Raw genomic sequence first — 16,588 nt, forward strand, 5'->3', positions numbered from 1 at the left:
GAATTAAACACACGTAGTCTGAGCCGATAGTCTATAGGCAGAGATAATCTCGAAGTTGTTCTCCCCCACCACTCAAGGACTGAAATCAGCCCATGTCTCCAAGCGCCCTCTATCGCACCGTTGCCAGAGCCGAAGCCGTCACCTGGACTATGCTCATCATCGCAATGATCCTAAAATACGGGGTAAAGGTCGGCGATTGGCCCGTATCCATTGCCGGTTTTATCCATGGGTTTGTCTTCCTGTCCTACGTGGTCATGTCGGTTCTCGTAGGCATGAACCAGCGCTGGAGCAAACGTCTCATTATCGGCGCCGCGGCTACCTCGATCATTCCTTACCTCACTATCCCCTTTGATAAGTGGCTGGAGAACAAGGGAAAGCTCGTTGGCGCATGGCGCACAACTGCGAGCGACCATCCTGATGACAGAAAATGGACCGATGCAGCCATGCGTTGGATGGTGGGCCGTCCGGTGCTGACCGGAGCGATCCTGTTGCTTGCGGTAGTCGGGATTTTCTCGACCATGCTGGTCCTTGGCCCTCCGGGCGGACGCGGCTAGCACCCTGCAATAGACCATGGATGTGTCGGCCCGGCTGCCCAATGCATTTTGGTGCGAGGTTGTTTTGCTACACCCGCGACAACCACTAGTCCCGAACACTTGGAAGCGTTCTACCAAACGCGGGTCAATCGGGTCGATGTCCGGGATCGGCTCCGCGCTCCCCCGCCTCGGTTCAGATGACTCAGAACCTTCCAGACGGAATTAGTCCTAGTGGTGCTTAGACTATTAGGCATGGAACCGGCCCGCGACGATCCAAGAAGATTACGCTAGAATCCTGATCAGCCAGACCTCGACGTGGAACGCAGCAACACAGCTGATCCGCTGGCCCGGCACCCGGGACATCCGCAGCCATCAGTCAAACGATGGCTACGGCTAGGAACCAGCGATATTGCAGCTCTGTACTCAACCCGAATTTCCAGCTGTCTACCAACTAGGGCACAATCCCCTGCCTTCCCAAATGAAGAGGACCGCCATGTCAATTGAACTACCGACAGTAATCATCACTGGTGGGACCGGCGGCATGGGAATAGCAACGGCAAGACTCATGGGGCGCGACCACCGAATCGTACTGGCAGACCTCGACCAGACGCGCCTCGATGATGCAGTGCGCGAGCTGGATATGGCCGGAATCGATGCAACGGGCATAGTGTGCGATATTGCCGAGAAAGCGTCCGTCGAGCACCTTTTTCAGTGCGCGGTCTCTGAGGGAAGCCACGTTCGCGCGGTGGTCCACGCCGCTGGCATCAGTCCGCAAATGGGTACGGCTGAACGCATCGCCCGCATAAATGCAACTGGCACAGTCAACATTGCGCAGGCGTTTCTCTCCAGGGCGGCCACCGGCGACGCACTGGTCAATGTGGCATCAACCGCCGGGCATAGCATTCCCAAGCTGCTGATTCCGTCGCGTGCTTTCCGACGCGCCGAGCAACAGCCCGACGCCTTTGAGCAAGCGATCGTTAAGCGAGCGAGGCTCGTCGGCCCAAAGCTGAAAGCTGGTCTGGCCTACGCGATCAGCAAGAACTTCGTCCACTGGTACAGCCGTTTCGTTGCGGCGCGGTTCGGCGAGTTGGGAGCACGGGTCGTTTCGGTCTCCCCGGGGAGCTTCGACACCGCAATGGGGCGTCTGGAGGAGAACCACGGGGCCGGCGACCTCATCAAGTCGGCAGCAATCAAGCGATTCGGCAAGCCCGAGGAAGTCGCGGCTGTTATCGCGTTCTGCGCCAGTGAAGCACCTGGCTACCTGACCGGGATCGATATTCTGGTCGATGGCGGCACCAAGGCCGGACAAGAGTTCGCAACGACACAGAAGAAGGCAGGCTGAGAGGAATAGCGCTTTCTGCTTGTTGCCCACGGCGAACGCCCGTCCCAAGTCCAGACGTGCTTCCCTGCTGAACGGGGCGCGGGCTACTAGCCTCCGGTCCCGGCCTTCTTACTTGCAGAAACCGCCGACATGGCAGCGATTCAACAGCCCGGCACCGATCGGTAAACGAAATGTGGGGCGCGGCACCCCTCGATCGCGAGGCGCCGCCACCGAGCGCGGAGCTTCACAAACAACCGCATCGTCTTCAGTTCCCTCACCAATGATCTGCCTTCCGCAGCGAATCGCTGCCGCCAGCAAGTCCCTGTTCAGCTACGCATTACCAGGGCCGGTTGGTCACGCGCTGTTTCTCCGGATTCTACGGCGGTCCCTGGAATTCCGGCAGGAGTAGCATTGGCGGTGTGCCGGGAAGCCTGCTCGCCAGGTGGTCCCGTCGGGAAGGAACTAGCCATGCGCGTCTTGATCATGTCGTTCGGTACTCGCGGCGACATCCAGCCCTATGCCGCCCTGGCCGGTGAGCTGGCACGTTCCGGGCACGACGTCACCTTTGCAGTCCCCGAGCGGTTCGCGGATCTGGTACCGCAGGGCGGAGCCGGAAGCGTCACGCACTACCCCTGCGGTTCCGAGATGCTGCGTCTGCTGCGCGAGGTCTTGCCCGAGCTGCGCGGTCCGCGCGACGCGCTGAAGACCCTGGGAATCATGACCTCCGCGATGCGCGAGCTGAACTCGGAATGCTGGGCTGCCGCGCAGTCCTTGCGCCCGGACATCGTGGTGTACCACCCCAAGTGCTTGGCCGGGCAGCACATCGCGCAGGCGCTGGGTGTGCCCGGCGTGCTTTCCCTCCCGCTCCCGTTTTTCACCCCGACGCGTGCGCATCCGGTGCCTTTCCTCGGCGGCGCCTCCTTCGGGGCGTGGGGTAACCGTGCGACTTTTGAATTCAGGCGGATGACTGGGATCCTCTACGGCGCCATGATCAATGATTTCCGGCGCGAGGTCGGTCTGGGCCGCGTTGCACGCCTCGCGGACCCGCTCAAGAATCCCGACGGGAGCCCGGTCCACGTCCTGTACCCATACAGCAAACACGTGCTGCCAATCCCCCGCGACTACCCATCCTCGGCCCACGTCACTGGATACTGGTTCCTGGATCAAGGTGATGACTCCAATTGGGAGCCACCGGCACGGCTGGTGGACTTTCTCGCGAATGGATCCCCTCCGGTGTATGTCGGGTTCGGTTCCATGGGCTTTGGCAAGGGGGCAAACGAACGCCGGCAGGCGATTTTGGCCGCGCTGCGGATTAACGGTTTGCGCGGGATCGTTGCGACCGGGTGGGGCGGGATCACCGCGGGCGAGTCCGGGACGGACGATGTCCTCGTCATGGAGGGCGCTGCCCACCAATGGCTCTTCCCGCGCGTCTCGGCGGTAGTGCACCACGGCGGTGCCGGCTCGACAGCGGCCGGGCTGCGGTCGGGGCGGCCGACACTAGTTGTCCCGTTCCTTGGAGACCAGCCGTTCTGGGGCGCGCGATTGCACGCGCTGGGGGTCGGGCCGGCTCCGCTACCGGCCAGGAACTTGGTTACCGGCCTGAACGATCGTCTCGGCGACCTTGTCCGCACGGACTCCTACGCGATCCGCGCCGCCGGGCTAGGCGCGGCAATTCGAGCCGAAGACGGCCTCGGCGTCGGCGTGCAGGTGCTGGAGCAGATCGTCGACGGGTTTGCGCGTTGAGCCAAATTCGGCTGGCGTGGAGCCGAGTGCTCACCTAGTTCCGGACAGGATTTGTCTGCCGGAGAATTTTCGGAACCAAACGTATGAGTATCAACATGCACAGCAGTTCTACCAGCGTCTGGGTGACCACAACCGTGGGTGCCAGTTCGTATTTTGCCGGCAAGGCCAGAGCCAAGGGCAAAACGACTAACGAGTTTCGGGTGATTCCGCTGAAGACCAATGCGCGACCCGCAGCAACATCGGAATTCGATAATTTGGCGACAAGCGTTCCGGCGGCAGCCATGATGATCGCGAAAGCCACAAATATCGGCAGGACACGTAGCACTTGCTGCAGCTCCGTCGCCACGAGGGCGATCTGCGATCCTACGACCGCGGCAAGAGTCGCCATCATGAGAGGCACCATTAACCACTGGGCGGCCGAGATAAGGGTACCGGCTTGGGGTGATCGTTGGGCTAAAAACCTGGTCAGCGTAGCCGCAACCAGAGGGAGAACGATGAGCCCCAGAAAGGCGCCCAGAAACTTTCCTGGCGCGAACAGTTCCACTGCTTTTGGGCCCATTACCAAGAAGATAAACGCTGGTATCAGAAGCATCTGCAATATCATCAGCAACGGTGTTGCGGCCAGCAGCCGATGGCCTGCTCCCCCGGCAATGTTCGTGAACACAATGACATAGTCCACGCAGGGAGCCAACAGCACCAGCAGGACGCCAACCAGGAGTGCCTGATCGTTTTGCACGAAGCGCGATAGGCCAAAGACGACGAGGGGAACCAAGAGGAAATTCACGAGTACCAGCGCACCGAGAAACTTCAGGTCTTTGAACGCAGAGCCGAGTTTTCCTAGCGGCAAGGCCAAGAACGTGGCATAAAGCAAGAGCCCAATCAGTGGATTGATCGTGATTTCCAGAACGGGTTTGCCCGCGGGCAACCACAGTCCGAGCAGGCAGCCGCCGAGTATCGCAGCTAAATAGAGAACAATCTGGTGCCGTTCCATCCAAACTTCACCAGGCCAGCTTCTCATGCCTCTCAGTCTAACGATCTGCGGAGCCCGCCAGCAGCGCAGCGCTTTTGTGGCGAAGGCGACGGGGCTCGATGCTGATCGGAACACAATCCGTTCAGGCCATTGCCTAAGATGGAATCATGTCTGAAAATATTCGCAAATGGCCGTTGTGGGCCGGCATCGATCTTGTGCTCATTGTTCTCTTTGCGCTTCTGGGGCGACGCGAACATGAGCACGCGCTGTCAATCAGTGGAATATTGTTCACGGCCCTACCATTCCTGATCGCCTACCTGATCATGACGCTGATTTCCCGGCCGTGGGTGACCATCAACCGACTATGGCCAACCGGTGTTCTCGTCTGGCTAGGCACCGTGGCTCTTGGACTTGCCTTGCGGGTGGCGATGAATTCGACAGCTGCCCTGCCGTTTATCATCGTGACGGTTTTGGCGCTTGGACTCTTCTTGATGGGGCGACGTCTCGTCTGCAAGCTCGTGGCTCTTCGCTCAGTGAAGAAGTAGTATGCCTAGGCCATAGCCGGCGGCGGCGACTAGGCAACTTGAAAACGTTCCCAAGATGAACTGCTCGGCTGCCTGATGGTTTTTCAGTTCGGAGAAACGGCCAAGGCCCTTAACCGCAAGTACGACCGCGATGCCTTCCGGCCAATGTGCCCAGAGCGTCGCAACTACCGCAGAGCGCTCCAGCAGTCCGATCCACAAGCCGCCACGCAGTGGCGAGGCATCGGTCTTTGGGCTTTCTTCCACCTGGTCCTGGCGCGAGGCCAACTGGAAAATCAATTCGGTGAGCGGTCCGCCGAAGCTTACGGCAAAAAGCACGCTGACCGCGATGATCAGTACTTCGGGAACGGCGGCTGGGCCTTCGTCCGGGCGGGCGGCAAGTCCCAGGATTAACGTCACTACGGCAGCCATTGCGGCAATGACCGTGAGTACATTGCGGAACTTCGCCTTAGCGCCCTGTGCCCCGCCGAGGAAGCTGGCGGCCACGGCGATCACTACGGCCAATACAAGTACGGACCAGGCAACCCAGAGCATGGTCACTCCCCTATCTGTCGCAGTTGCTTGGACAAAGATTTGGTGGCTTCCTCCATCATGCGATTCGCTTCGAACCATAGTGCTGCTGAAAGCCTAGATGAGACGGCCTGCTGGGTGATGCCCAGGCGCGCGGCAATTTGTTGTTGGGTCAGCCCCTGATCGGCTAACGTTCCGGCTTCCCAAGCCGTCGCCCGCCGTTTGGAAATGATGCAAGCGGTGAGCTGGAGTTCTGCTTCCAGTCGAGTCGCTTCTTCCGTGGGTCCTTCGACAGCCACGTGTGCGTTCGTGTTCTTGGCTCGTTCCACCGCATCTCTGGCGAATACGAACGCCGGTCCCCTGCCGGCACGAGTTTCTTTGGGCAGCGGGAGTTCTACTTGGCCAAAGCCAAGGCCAACGCTCCAATCCCCCGAAGCGGCCATCATAACGGCGAGATGGATTGCTTCCATTGCGTCATCGAAGACGGCTTGGACTTCATCGCCCGCCGTACGCTGGAACGGCCTAATGTGCGAGACCGTGGAGTTGGCCTGCTCTATTAGCGCTTCAACCTTGTCCTCGCCTTGACGCGATCGACGCTGGTCGATAGTTAATACGATCATACCTACAATCCTAATACCTTGTATTATTTTTTACAAAAGTTAAAGATTGTTTAATGCCACGCATAGGCTTGACTCACACATGGGACTCCTCTGCGCAGTGCACTAGAGTTATTTCATGAAGCAAAACCCCAAAAGCGGGGAAAATTCTAACGTTGAGAGGTTTTCATGGTTACCGCATTCGTCATGATTCAGACGGCAACCGACAGTATTCCTGAGTCGGCGAAGCAGATCTCGGAAATCGAAGGAATTAGCGAGGTGTATTCCGTCGCCGGCGACTGGGATCTCATCGCCGTGGCACGCGTCCACAAGCACGAGGACTTGGCCGAGGTAATTGCCAATCGACTGTCGAAGATTCCTGGCATCCGCCAGACGCAGACGCACATTGCCTTCCGTGCCTACTCGGCACACGATCTAGAGGCGGCCTTCTCGCTGGGTCTAGACGACTAAGAGTCTGTTCCCACAAGAAAGGGAGCTTGTCTCGGATTGCCAGGCATCCGAGACAAGCTCCCTTTCTTGTACGATCGTTCTACTTTCCGACGATCTTGGAAGTTGTTGCCGACCAGGTATTCAAGGCCTTCGCGGCGGCGCCCGAATCGAGCGAATGCTCCGCGCGGAGCATTGCCGCGCGCATCCGGTCCTGAAAACTTCCCTGGGCATCCTGCGCAAAGGCGACCATGCCCGCGGCGGAGTTCAGCACCACGGCATCTCGCACCGGACCGGTTGCACCGGAGACGATATCGCGGACCACTCCCGCATTAAAGGCGGCATCTGCCCCGCGCAGGTCATCCAGCGTCGCGCGCGCAATGCCCAGGTCTTGTGCGTCAAAAGCGAACTCTTCCACCTTGCCCTCGCGCACCTCCCACACCATATTGGGCGCGGTGGTGGTGAGCTCATCCAGGCCATCATCGCCGCGGAAGACCAATCCGCGCGACCCTCGGCTAGCGAGAACCCCTGCCATGATCGGTGCCATGCGCAAGTCCGAGCAGCCAATGGCCGAAGCGCTGGGAAGCGCCGGGTTAGTTAGCGGTCCCATGAAGTTGAAGGCGGTAGGCACCCGCAGCCCGCGACGCGCACCGGCAACATGGCGCATCGAAGGGTGGAAAATATTGGCAAAGCAGAATGCGATGCCCACCTCGTCATAAACGTCGACCAGGCGTTCGATCGGTACATCGAGATGCACGTCGAGCGCCTCGAGCACATCGGCAGAACCCGAAGAGGAAGAGGAAGCGCGATTTCCGTGCTTTACGATCTTCACCCCGGCGCCGGCGCACACCAAGGTAGACATGGTCGAGATGTTCACCGTGTTCTGGCGATCGCCACCGGTGCCAACAATGTCTAGCGTTTGTGCATCGATGGTCAGCTCGCGCGCGTTGGCCACCATGGAGTCGACCAGACCGGTCAATTCCGCCACGGTCTCGCCCTTGGCGCGGAGCGCAACAAGGAAGCCGGCGATCTGGACGTCGCTAGCTTCTCCGGTCATGATTTCGTTCATCGCCCAGGCCGCTTGTTCGCGGCTTAGGTTCTCTCCGCTAATCAGGGAAGCCAAAAGATCTGGCCACGTTGGGAACTTTTCGTTTGCAAGGCTCGTTGACACGTACGTAAGCCTATCGATGCTGCTCCCCCGCTGCTACTTCGTGTCGTTGCGTGATGTGCCGCAAGACAGCGAACTTATCGCCGAAAATACCCCTAATTAGGGCACGTTTATGTTTCATAAACGATTGTTTCGTGCGGCGCGCCGGATCAAGCTCTACGAATTGTAGAAAGAGTTTGTCGGCTACTTCCGCGTGTTTCCGCGGTTGTTCTCTAAGTGTGTCGTAGAAAACCTCATTCAACCATGGTTTGCATTGGTATCTGAGGCCTGTTTAGAGACATAATGACAGTGTGACAACTGCGACTCATGCCCCAAATACGACGGCGCCACATGCGCCGAACCGCCCAAACATGGTGTCGGTGGGAACGATGGTGTGGCTCTCCAGCGAGCTCATGTTCTTCGCCGCCCTCTTCGCCATGTACTTCAGCCTCCGGGCTGCCGCGCCCGAGCTTTGGGCGACCGAAACCGCAAAGCTGAACGTACCGTTCGCGCTGATTAACACCTTGATTCTGGTGTCCAGCTCGTTCTCGTGCCAGATTGGCGTGTTCAAAGCCGAAGAATTCAAGCCTCGCCGTTCCGGTGGACTTTTCAAGTTCAAGGAATGGGGAATGATCGAATGGTTCATCCTTACCTTCATTCTCGGCGCGATCTTCGTCTCTGTTCAGGCTTACGAATACGCCGTGCTGGTAAGCGAAGGCGTAGCACTGAACTCGAACTCGTACGCTTCCTCGTTCTACATCACCACTGGCTTCCACGGCATTCACGTGCTCGGTGGCCTAATAGCATTCTTGCTAATTATTGGTCGAGGAATGCTAGCTAAGAAGTTTGGTCACTTTGAAGCGACCGGCGCCATCGTTGTGTCTTACTACTGGCACTTCGTTGACGTTGTGTGGATCGCGCTCTTTGCGATCATCTACTTCTTGCAGTAGGCAACTAATATCCATCAGTTGCCTCCACAGAAGTATGGCAACACCACACCAAGAAACTAAGTGAGGAACCAGCAAGTGAAGGCTCTTTCGAAAAAGCGCCGCCACCCGCTCGCCGCTGTGGCCCTGCTGTTGTTCGGATTGCTGGTCACCGGCAGTCTTTACACTGCAGCCGGTAGCGTAAGCGAAGCGAAGGCAGCGGAAACCACTTCTGCATCGGCAGCCGATGTAGAGGAAGGCCAGAAGCTTTTCGTAGCCAACTGCGCCACCTGCCACGGCATGAACGCCGAAGGCTCCGAGGAAGGCCCCTCGCTGATCGGCGTCGGCGCCGCAGCGGTTGACTTCCAGGTAGGCACCGGCCGTATGCCAATGCAGATGCAGGGCCCGCAGGCCCAGGTTAAGCCAGTTCAGTTTGACGAAGACCAGATCTCGCAGATGTCGGCCTATGTTGCGAGCCTAGGCGCAGGTCCAGCTATTCCGGACGAAGAATATTTGGACACCACCAAGGGCGACGCAGCCCACGGTGGCACCGTATTCCGCGTGAACTGCGCAATGTGCCACAACGCTGCTGCCGCAGGTGGCGCGTTGACCCGCGGCAAGTTCGCACCGACGCTGGCCGGCGTCTCAGAGAAGCACATTTACGAAGCGATGGCTACCGGTCCGCAGAACATGCCAGTGTTCAACGACTCGAACATCACCCCGGACGAGAAGCGTGACGTTGTCACCTTCCTGAAGACCATCGAAGCTAATGGCTCTGCCGGTGGCGCTGCGCTTGGATCCCTGGGTCCAGTGGCTGAAGGCCTCTTCGTATGGACCGCCGGTTTGGGCATCATTATCGCCTTCACCATTTGGTTGACCTCGCGTCCTTCCTAAGGCTTTCGCGGTGAAAACCGCAAACATCACTACGTACATATATTCCTAACAGAAGGATGAGAGAGAAACATGGGCGACCATAGTCACGGCAGTCCCGAAGAATCGGGCACCGTTGCTAAGGCTGACGATGTAGCTCAGGACCGGTTTGCCGATCCAGGACTCCCCCCACATCGTCCGCGTCTCGCAGATCGCGATCCGCGCGCAGCCAAGCGACACGAGCGCCAAGTTGCGCTGCTATTTACCATCTCCATCATTGGCACGCTGTTCTTCTTCGTGGCTTACTTCGTCCTGGGCCACCTGGGTGAAATGACCTTCGCTGAACTGCGTGTGCAGAACGCTGCACTGGGCCTGGGCACCGCATTCGCGATGCTCGGTATCGGTGTAGGTATTGTTCACTGGGCCAAGACTCTGATGCCGGACCACGAACTCGTTGAATCACGTCACGAGATCAGCTCCGAAGCAGATCGCCAGGATGCAGTCGATATCATCGACACGGTCATCGATGAGAGTGGTATCAAGCGCCGTCCGCTGATCCGCAACACCTTGATCGGTGCCATTGCCTTGGCTCCGATCCCCGCAATCTTCATGTTCCGCGACCTGGACCGTACCGGTAAGACCGCGCACGAGATGATCGATTCCATGCGTCACACTCTGTGGGACACCGGCGTTCGTCTGACTCGCGATCCATCGGGTACCCCGATCAAGGCCTCGGACGTGCAGCTTGGCTCCGCTTTCCACGTGATCCCTGAGGGTCTGGAAGAAGCAGAGAACATGCTCAACGAAAAGGCCAAGGCCGTTGTGCTGCTCATGCGCATGGACCCGCAGGAGATGAACATCTCCGAGGGCCGCGAAGACTGGCATGTAGATGGCATTGTTGCCTACTCGAAGATCTGCACCCACGTGGGTTGCCCGATCGCATTGTACGAGCAGCACACCCATCACCTGCTGTGCCCCTGCCACCAGTCGACCTTCGACCTTGCCAACGAGTGCAAGGTAGTCTTCGGTCCGGCTGGACACGCACTTCCGCAGTTGCCTATTACCGTGGACGCTGACGGCTACCTGGTAGCCCAGAGCGATTTCCACGAACCTGTAGGCCCAAGCTACTGGGAGCGTGGTTAATCATGGCATCGCCTAATGAATACACCCCCTCGACCGCTACCGGACGGATCGCGAACTTCGTCGATTCCCGCGTTGGCGCTTCGGGCATGGTCAAGGAATTCGGTCGCAAGATCTTCCCTGACCACTGGTCCTTCATGTTTGGTGAAGTGGCGCTGTACACCTTCGTACTGTTGCTGCTCTCCGGCACGTTCCTAACCTTCTTCTTCGATCCTTCGATGACGCACGTGACCTACAACGGTTCGTACGTGCCGCTGAAGGGCATTGGAATGTCGACCGCCATGGCTTCCACCCTGGACATCTCCTTTGATGTTCGCGGCGGCTTGTTCATGCGCCAGGTTCACCACTGGTCCGCACTGCTCTTCGTAGCTTCCCTGTCCGTGCACATGCTGCGCGTATTCTTCACCGGCGCCTTCCGTCGCCCACGTGAATTGAACTGGGTTGTCGGCGGCGTGCTGCTGATCATGGGTCTTGCAGCTGGTTTCACCGGCTACTCCCTCCCAGATGATCTGCTTTCCGGCAACGGTCTGCGCATTATCGATGGTGTGATGAAGGCACTGCCTATCGTTGGTACCTACCTGTCGATGTTCTTCTTCGGTGGAGAGTTCCCGGGCTTGCACGTCATTCCCCGCTTGTACTCGCTGCACATCATGATCGTGCCTGCGGTGATCATCTTGCTCCTGGTGATCCACCTGTTCATGGTTGTGACCCACAAGCACACCCAGTATCCTGGCCCAGGCCGCACCAACGACAACGTTGTTGGCTTCCCAGTTGGTCCGGTATACGCAGCGAAGGCCGGTGGCTTCTTCTTCATCGTCTTCGGTATCGTGGCATTCATTTCGGCGCTCTTCCAGATCAACCCGGTCTGGAACTACGGTCCGTATGACCCATCGCCGGTTTCTGCTGGTACCCAGCCCGACTGGTACATCGGCTTCGTCGATGGCGCCTTGCGTTTGATGCCTGGTTACCTCGGTAACTTCAGCTTGGAATGGGTTATTCCATTCCCTTGGGGCGACAACACTTTGATCTTGAGTGTTCTGCTTCCTGCATTGGTTCCTGCCGGCGCACTGTTCGCAGTGATGTTCGCCTGGCCATGGATCGAACGTTGGATCACCAAGGACAACCGCGAGCACCACCTGTTGGACCGCCCGCGCAACGCTCCATTCCGTACCGCGGTGGGTGCCGCTGGCGTGGTCTTCTACTGCGTGATGTGGGCAGCTGCCTCGTCTGACTTGATCGCAACTCACTTCCACATATCGCTGAATGACGTCACCTACTGGTTGCGTACGCTGTTCTTCCTGGGCCCAATCTTCGCCTTCTGGTTGACGCGTCGTATCTGCTTGTCGCTGCAGCGCAAGGATCGTGAGATCGTACTGCACGGTCGTGAAGCTGGCATTATCCAGATGTCCCCTGAGGGTGGCTTCTCGGAGAAGCACGAGGAAGTCGACGTGTACAAGCGTTACCTCCTCACCAACTTCAACGACAACAAGTACATTCCGGCACAGCCGGATGCAGCAGGGCACGTCTCCGGTTCGGAGAAGCGCCGTGCGGCGATCTCGAAGTTCTTCTTCGAAGATCGTGTTGCCCCAGTTACCCCAGCGGAGCTTGAAGCTGCACACGCAGCCCACGGCCACCATGAGGTTGAGGGTGAAAAGCAAGACTCGATCGAGAAGTAAGCTCGACTCGCATTAGTCACAAGAAGAGGGGCACACCAGTTGGTGTGTCCCTCTTCTAGGTTTAACAGCGCATTGCTGCGCTCTGCTCCCCCGCAACCGGCTTTCCTCGCGGGCAGCTCCACCATCTCCGGGCATTCAGTTGAACGTGGCGGCGTTCCCAACTGATCATTGAGCACATCGGCTGTCGTGAAGCGTCTCGCCCAAGCATTGGACCGCTTCCCCAGGCCCGCAGTACTGGAACCACGCGCATACGAGGCAGCCAACCCGCTTAGTGGCCTGTGAGGCGCTCCGGAGCGCCGCCTGCGAGCACGTGCTGGTATGCGCGGATACTCGGCGGCGAGAGGGCCGCACAGACCCTCTGAACCCTGAAACCTGTCTATCCACGTATGGCCTAACGTTTTGTCATGCGAACCACTTGGGCATAACATCAGGTCAGCGATGGTTAGTCAGTCGGTGTAGTGAGTTCGGAATGATCAGATCTCCGCGATTTGGACTGCAACGCTCCTCGCTCACACTGATTCAGCCGACAAACCACGGTGGTTCAATTCTCAGCCCCGCTAGAGCAGTGTTTTTAATCGAAAGTAGTTTTTGTGAAGAAGAAAAGTGCAAGTGACAATCCTGCCACCCTTGTACGGATGAATGCATTTCAGCAGTTCTCAGCTGGCAGGAAGCTGCGCAGAATTCCGCAACTGCTCTTGGGGCTGGCCGGCTATGGCGCTTCAGTAATGCTCCTTGTGCAGTCCGGACTAGGCGCAGCAAGCTGGAATGTCTTAGCTGAAGGAGTAGCAAATACGTTCAGCATCTCGTTCGGGTGGGCAACCAATATCATTGCGGTACTGGTGTTGCTTGCTTGGATACCAATCAAGGAGCTTCCGGGGCTGGGAACTTTCCTGAACGTCTTCATCGTTGGATTCGCTGCCGACGCAATGGGTCTCGTACTTCCCGTTCCGGATAATCTCACCATGCAGATCGTCTACTTCGCGACCGGCATCATCCTCTACAGTTTCTTCGACGCCCTCTATCTTGGCGCGCAGTTTGGATCCGGCCCTCGAGACGGACTGATGACGGGCTTGATGCGCATTTCGGGTCAGCCGGTCTGGAAGGTCAGAACGGCTATCGAAATCACTGTTGCGGTTGCAGGGTGGTTCATGGGCGGCATGGTTGGCGTTGGCACCGTCGTGATTGCTCTCTGCGTCGGTCCGCTGATCGGCTTTTTCCTCCCACGCGTGACCGTCAGAATCCGCCCGGATCTCTCGCAGGCCGTGTGGTTCAAAGGACTGGCGCCTTACCTCTCAGAGAACGCGCGGAAGACTTTCCAACAGACCTCTAACATCAACATCACGGCAACGAAAGTGGCGAAGGTTCAAGAACCGGTTCAAGGTTCCTCGCCGGCCATCGCCACCGTGAGCGTGCAGACAAACGCTGACTCGTTGAAATTTCTGCTCAGCCGCGCAGACGGACAGTGGATTGTCGAGAAAATTACGAGCGATCCTTCGTGAAGCGCCCTGGAATCCTCGGTGTCTTGGGCTTGATTACTGTGCTGATCTTCGGGCTGGTCTTTGGCGGAATTATTATCCTCGGTGACAGCCCCCGCAGCGAGGCCGACATTGAAACTGACTGTTCACCAGAGGGGGCTGTGCCGAAAGAAGTCAACGTCAAAAACCTGCCCACCACCGACGTTGGATCCTACAACAAACAGCAACTGACCAACGCTGCGATCATCATCAACGAAGCAAAAACAGCGGGAGTCAAACAGCAAGGCGCGATCATTGGCCTGATGACCGCCATCCAAGAAAGCTCCCTGAAAATACTCGCCAACGACGGGTCCTGGGAGTACCAGGAAGGCTCCCGCATCATGACGAAACCCGAATGGGCACAGGCACGTCAAACTGTGGTGAAGTCCCTGGATCTTCCTCATGAAGGAGTCGGGCACGCGTGGGATGCGCTAAGTCTCATGCAGCAACGGCCGAGTGCAGGATGGGGCACCGTTGAGCAGATCATGGACCCTTCCTATGCAGCCGGCACGTTTTTCAGCCGTCTGAAGAAGGTGCCCGACTGGGAATCGCTGCCTTACGAGCTGGCCGCGGAAAAAGTCCAAGTGTCGGGACTGCCTGATAATTATGCGCGCCAGCGTGCCGACGCGGAACTGCTCTACGCCGCGCTGCAAGGTGCCACCGTGGAAGTCTCTGAAGACGACGAATCCTACGCGCAATGCAAGGACGGAGGCGACACCAGAAAACCAGACTCGGGCGACCCCTATGATGGGCCCACCAGCGATTCCGGATGGGTCTTCCCCGTGGAGAACATTTCAAGAATCCAATACAACTATGGTGAAAATCGGGGTCAATGGCCGCACGCAGGTGAAGACTTCAGCTCACCGAAAGACACGCCGATCTATGCTGCAGCCGATGGCCAGGTTATCCGGGCTAGCTGCTCCAACCTGGTGGTTGGCCGATCCCCATGCCAGATTCAGATCGACCACGGACAAATCGGTGGGCAACGGGTCAGCACACTCTACGTGCATATGTTCGAAAATGGTGTGCTCACCAACGTCGGAGACGAAATGGAAGCAGGGGAGCGCATTGGCAAAGTCGGAACCAATGGCAACTCCACCGGGTATCACCTCCACTTTGAGGTGTGGCTCGGCAAGAAAATTATAAATCCCGTGGCATTCCTTAAAGAACAAAGTGTGAAAATCCCTGCCTAAGGATTGACAGAAAGCATAGAAGGGTCAGTATCCAGGACTATTTTACTACTGATGACGCCAAGGTTGGAGATCGTGGCTTTGGTTTCCTATGGGTGGTCTAATAATTTCTCAAACCATGTACAGCATCTCGTTTTTATATACAACCCTTGATTTAAATGTTGTAGATGCTAGCGTGACTGCCAGGGAATCTTCAGAAAAAGGAAAGGGTATTCCCAAAACGACAAATTATCGAAGGTGGTCAAGGATGCATTGGGCACTCCCAAAAAGAGTTAGAACAGCACTAGTGGCTGCAGTTCTAACGGCATTAGTCGCCACGGTTCTGGTAGCAATTGCCACTGGATCCGCTCAGGGGCTCAATACACATACGCAAACGACACCCTGATATCGAAATTACAAACTCGAAGCAGTGGGTATAGAGCATCAATAAACGGTGCCGTAGTGAACTTGCAGCCTTTTAGCGCGGACGGAGCATCAGCTTCTGTGTCGCAAGAAACCTACCGACCTGCTCCATATGAGCTAATAAGTTTTACCACCGCAGCATCCATCAATCAGATCTTCACAAGAGCATATGACGTGCATCAGAGGTGCTTCTGGAATTTCCCTCACAGGCCCGGAGATATTGGGCAACTGAGGATAACTTGCAAAGTGAAGTACTAAGTTAGGAGAGAGCAATGCGAAGGATAGAAGCATTTTCTGCGTTGGGAGTCATGGCTCTAGCCCTTGTCGCAGTAGCAGCGCCAGTGTCAGCAGCGGACCAGTCGTACATGGCGGTCCAAGATCTAGTCCCAGCGTTGGCGGAGCCGCAGGCTGAATTAGACAGAGGTTTGCCCCTTGATGTGTTGGATGAGTTAGGAGGTTTGAATCCTGATTCGACACGGTTCCTCGGTGAAGACGATAAAGCGAGCTATTGGGTAGCGCAGGACGAACCATCCAATGTGTGTCTTGTGATCCACACCAGCTGGTCAACATCCTCTTCATGCGCGGATTTTCCGAGGTTCCATAGATCAGGCATAGGCATGGCAACTGGGCAATCGTATGAAGTTCCCGAGGACATCATTGAAGCGTACTTACTCCCATCGGATATTAGTCCTGAGCAAATTGCCGAGACCGGAGCCTATCGCGATGTGAAGTTGTCTAGTCAGGCGACCAAAAAACTAGAAAGTGACCTGCTTGTTGTCGATACAGCAGCAAGTGACAAATTGTCCGGCGAGACAATCGAACGTTCATCCGGTGAGAGTTTCCAGTTCACTCCACTCGAGTATGGTCCTAGCAGTGAGGGCAAATGATGCCGATCGAATTGTCAGCTAAGCGGTGGTTGGCCATAATTGTAGTCGCCATCATGGCCTTTGTGGCAGTGTCGATTTCTGTAACTTCCGCCCATGCGGCTTCTTTCCAATACGCAAAGAACATTAGTACACCAGAAAACGTTCGAAGGCATTCTGGTCCCAGGGCAGTGGTGT

General features: G+C 57.2%; 16 protein-coding genes. 12 read left to right on the forward strand and 4 right to left on the reverse strand.

What is annotated here, in order from left to right:
• Positions 1–92: 92 nt before the first annotated feature.
• The 3 genes from CQ017_RS00865 (at position 93) to CQ017_RS00875 (ending at position 3,597) form a co-directional block, all read left to right on the forward strand.
• The gene (locus CQ017_RS00865) at positions 93–554 is read left to right on the forward strand and encodes a DUF3817 domain-containing protein (protein WP_096284464.1); all 462 of its coding nucleotides are present in this window, start codon (positions 93–95) and stop codon (positions 552–554) included.
• Between the two features lie 472 nt (positions 555–1,026).
• The gene (locus CQ017_RS00870; RefSeq protein ID WP_096284466.1) at positions 1,027–1,875 is read left to right on the forward strand and encodes an SDR family oxidoreductase; all 849 of its coding nucleotides are present in this window, start codon (positions 1,027–1,029) and stop codon (positions 1,873–1,875) included.
• Between the two features lie 447 nt (positions 1,876–2,322).
• Positions 2,323–3,597 (forward strand): glycosyltransferase, encoded by a 1,275-nt coding sequence (locus tag CQ017_RS00875; protein ID WP_096284468.1) that lies wholly within the window; start codon positions 2,323–2,325, stop codon positions 3,595–3,597.
• Positions 3,598–3,631: 34 nt separating this feature from the next.
• On the opposite strand, the gene CQ017_RS00880 is transcribed toward CQ017_RS00875, so the two are convergent.
• Positions 3,632–4,615 carry an arsenic resistance protein gene (locus CQ017_RS00880; RefSeq protein WP_096284470.1) on the reverse strand — a complete coding sequence of 328 codons (984 nt, stop codon included), beginning with the start codon at positions 4,613–4,615 and terminating at the stop codon, positions 3,632–3,634.
• 119 nt (positions 4,616–4,734) lie between these two features.
• Here CQ017_RS00880 and CQ017_RS00885 point away from each other — a divergent pair, with 119 nt between their 5' ends.
• Entirely contained in the window at positions 4,735–5,112 is a 378-nt protein-coding gene (locus tag CQ017_RS00885; RefSeq protein ID WP_105552122.1) for a DUF3054 domain-containing protein, read from the forward strand.
• Here the strand turns inward: CQ017_RS00885 and CQ017_RS18295 are convergent.
• Positions 5,098–5,643: a hypothetical protein gene (locus CQ017_RS18295; protein ID WP_096284474.1), complete on the reverse strand. Its 546-nt coding sequence runs from the start codon at positions 5,641–5,643 to the stop codon at positions 5,098–5,100. The genes CQ017_RS00885 and CQ017_RS18295 overlap by 15 nt on opposite strands.
• A gap of 2 nt (positions 5,644–5,645) precedes the next feature.
• Positions 5,646–6,239, reverse strand: coding sequence for a sigma factor-like helix-turn-helix DNA-binding protein (locus tag CQ017_RS00895; protein ID WP_096284476.1), 594 nt, complete (start codon positions 6,237–6,239; stop codon positions 5,646–5,648).
• Positions 6,240–6,404: 165 nt separating this feature from the next.
• Between CQ017_RS00895 and CQ017_RS00900 the strand changes: the two genes are divergently transcribed.
• Positions 6,405–6,686, forward strand: coding sequence for an Lrp/AsnC family transcriptional regulator (locus tag CQ017_RS00900; protein ID WP_096284479.1), 282 nt, complete (start codon positions 6,405–6,407; stop codon positions 6,684–6,686).
• Positions 6,687–6,765: 79 nt separating this feature from the next.
• Here the strand turns inward: CQ017_RS00900 and trpD are convergent, their stop codons facing one another.
• Positions 6,766–7,833 (reverse strand): anthranilate phosphoribosyltransferase, encoded by a 1,068-nt coding sequence (gene trpD, locus CQ017_RS00905; protein WP_096284481.1) that lies wholly within the window; start codon positions 7,831–7,833, stop codon positions 6,766–6,768.
• Positions 7,834–8,120: 287 nt separating this feature from the next.
• On the opposite strand from trpD, the gene CQ017_RS00910 reads away from it, so the two are divergent.
• The 7 genes from CQ017_RS00910 to CQ017_RS00940 all read left to right on the forward strand — a co-directional run bounded on the left by CQ017_RS00910 (position 8,121) and on the right by CQ017_RS00940 (position 16,414).
• On the forward strand, positions 8,121–8,759 hold the full coding sequence (locus CQ017_RS00910; protein ID WP_096284483.1) for a heme-copper oxidase subunit III: 639 nt from the start codon (positions 8,121–8,123) through the stop codon (positions 8,757–8,759).
• A 75-nt stretch (positions 8,760–8,834) separates the two neighbouring features.
• Positions 8,835–9,629, forward strand: coding sequence for a c-type cytochrome (locus CQ017_RS00915; RefSeq protein WP_096284485.1), 795 nt, complete (start codon positions 8,835–8,837; stop codon positions 9,627–9,629).
• 69 nt (positions 9,630–9,698) lie between these two features.
• On the forward strand, positions 9,699–10,748 hold the full coding sequence (locus tag CQ017_RS00920; protein ID WP_096284487.1) for a ubiquinol-cytochrome c reductase iron-sulfur subunit: 1,050 nt from the start codon (positions 9,699–9,701) through the stop codon (positions 10,746–10,748).
• A gap of 2 nt (positions 10,749–10,750) precedes the next feature.
• Complete coding sequence (locus CQ017_RS00925; RefSeq protein ID WP_096284489.1) at positions 10,751–12,421, forward strand: ubiquinol-cytochrome c reductase cytochrome b subunit; 1,671 nt, start codon at positions 10,751–10,753, stop codon at positions 12,419–12,421.
• Between the two features lie 590 nt (positions 12,422–13,011).
• The gene (locus CQ017_RS00930; protein ID WP_219843893.1) at positions 13,012–13,920 is read left to right on the forward strand and encodes a YitT family protein; all 909 of its coding nucleotides are present in this window, start codon (positions 13,012–13,014) and stop codon (positions 13,918–13,920) included.
• A 23-nt stretch (positions 13,921–13,943) separates the two neighbouring features.
• Positions 13,944–15,128 carry a M23 family metallopeptidase gene (locus CQ017_RS00935; RefSeq protein ID WP_146112399.1) on the forward strand — a complete coding sequence of 395 codons (1,185 nt, stop codon included), beginning with the start codon at positions 13,944–13,946 and terminating at the stop codon, positions 15,126–15,128.
• Between the two features lie 671 nt (positions 15,129–15,799).
• Positions 15,800–16,414, forward strand: a complete 615-nt coding sequence (locus CQ017_RS00940; RefSeq protein ID WP_096284493.1) for a hypothetical protein — start codon at positions 15,800–15,802, stop codon at positions 16,412–16,414.
• Positions 16,415–16,588 lie beyond the last annotated feature (174 nt).

It is taken from the genome of Arthrobacter sp. MYb224 (genome assembly GCF_002975455.1).
In the GTDB taxonomy this organism is placed as follows: Bacteria; Actinomycetota; Actinomycetes; order Actinomycetales; family Micrococcaceae; genus Glutamicibacter.

Excerpts from the sequence above, each read along its gene's own strand:
- CQ017_RS00865 (WP_096284464.1), top strand. The coding sequence starts at position 93 with ATGTCTCCAAGCGCCCTCTATCGCACCGTTGCCAGAGCCGAAGCCGTC.
- CQ017_RS00870 (WP_096284466.1), top strand. The coding sequence starts at position 1,027 with ATGTCAATTGAACTACCGACAGTAATCATCACTGGTGGGACCGGCGGC.
- CQ017_RS00875 (WP_096284468.1), top strand. The coding sequence starts at position 2,323 with ATGCGCGTCTTGATCATGTCGTTCGGTACTCGCGGCGACATCCAGCCC.
- CQ017_RS00880 (WP_096284470.1), bottom strand. The coding sequence starts at position 4,615 with ATGAGAAGCTGGCCTGGTGAAGTTTGGATGGAACGGCACCAGATTGTT.
- CQ017_RS00885 (WP_105552122.1), top strand. The coding sequence starts at position 4,735 with ATGTCTGAAAATATTCGCAAATGGCCGTTGTGGGCCGGCATCGATCTT.
- CQ017_RS18295 (WP_096284474.1), bottom strand. The coding sequence starts at position 5,643 with ATGCTCTGGGTTGCCTGGTCCGTACTTGTATTGGCCGTAGTGATCGCC.
- CQ017_RS00895 (WP_096284476.1), bottom strand. The coding sequence starts at position 6,239 with ATGATCGTATTAACTATCGACCAGCGTCGATCGCGTCAAGGCGAGGAC.
- CQ017_RS00900 (WP_096284479.1), top strand. The coding sequence starts at position 6,405 with ATGGTTACCGCATTCGTCATGATTCAGACGGCAACCGACAGTATTCCT.
- CQ017_RS00920 (WP_096284487.1), top strand. The coding sequence starts at position 9,699 with ATGGGCGACCATAGTCACGGCAGTCCCGAAGAATCGGGCACCGTTGCT.
- CQ017_RS00925 (WP_096284489.1), top strand. The coding sequence starts at position 10,751 with ATGGCATCGCCTAATGAATACACCCCCTCGACCGCTACCGGACGGATC.
- CQ017_RS00940 (WP_096284493.1), top strand. The coding sequence starts at position 15,800 with ATGCGAAGGATAGAAGCATTTTCTGCGTTGGGAGTCATGGCTCTAGCC.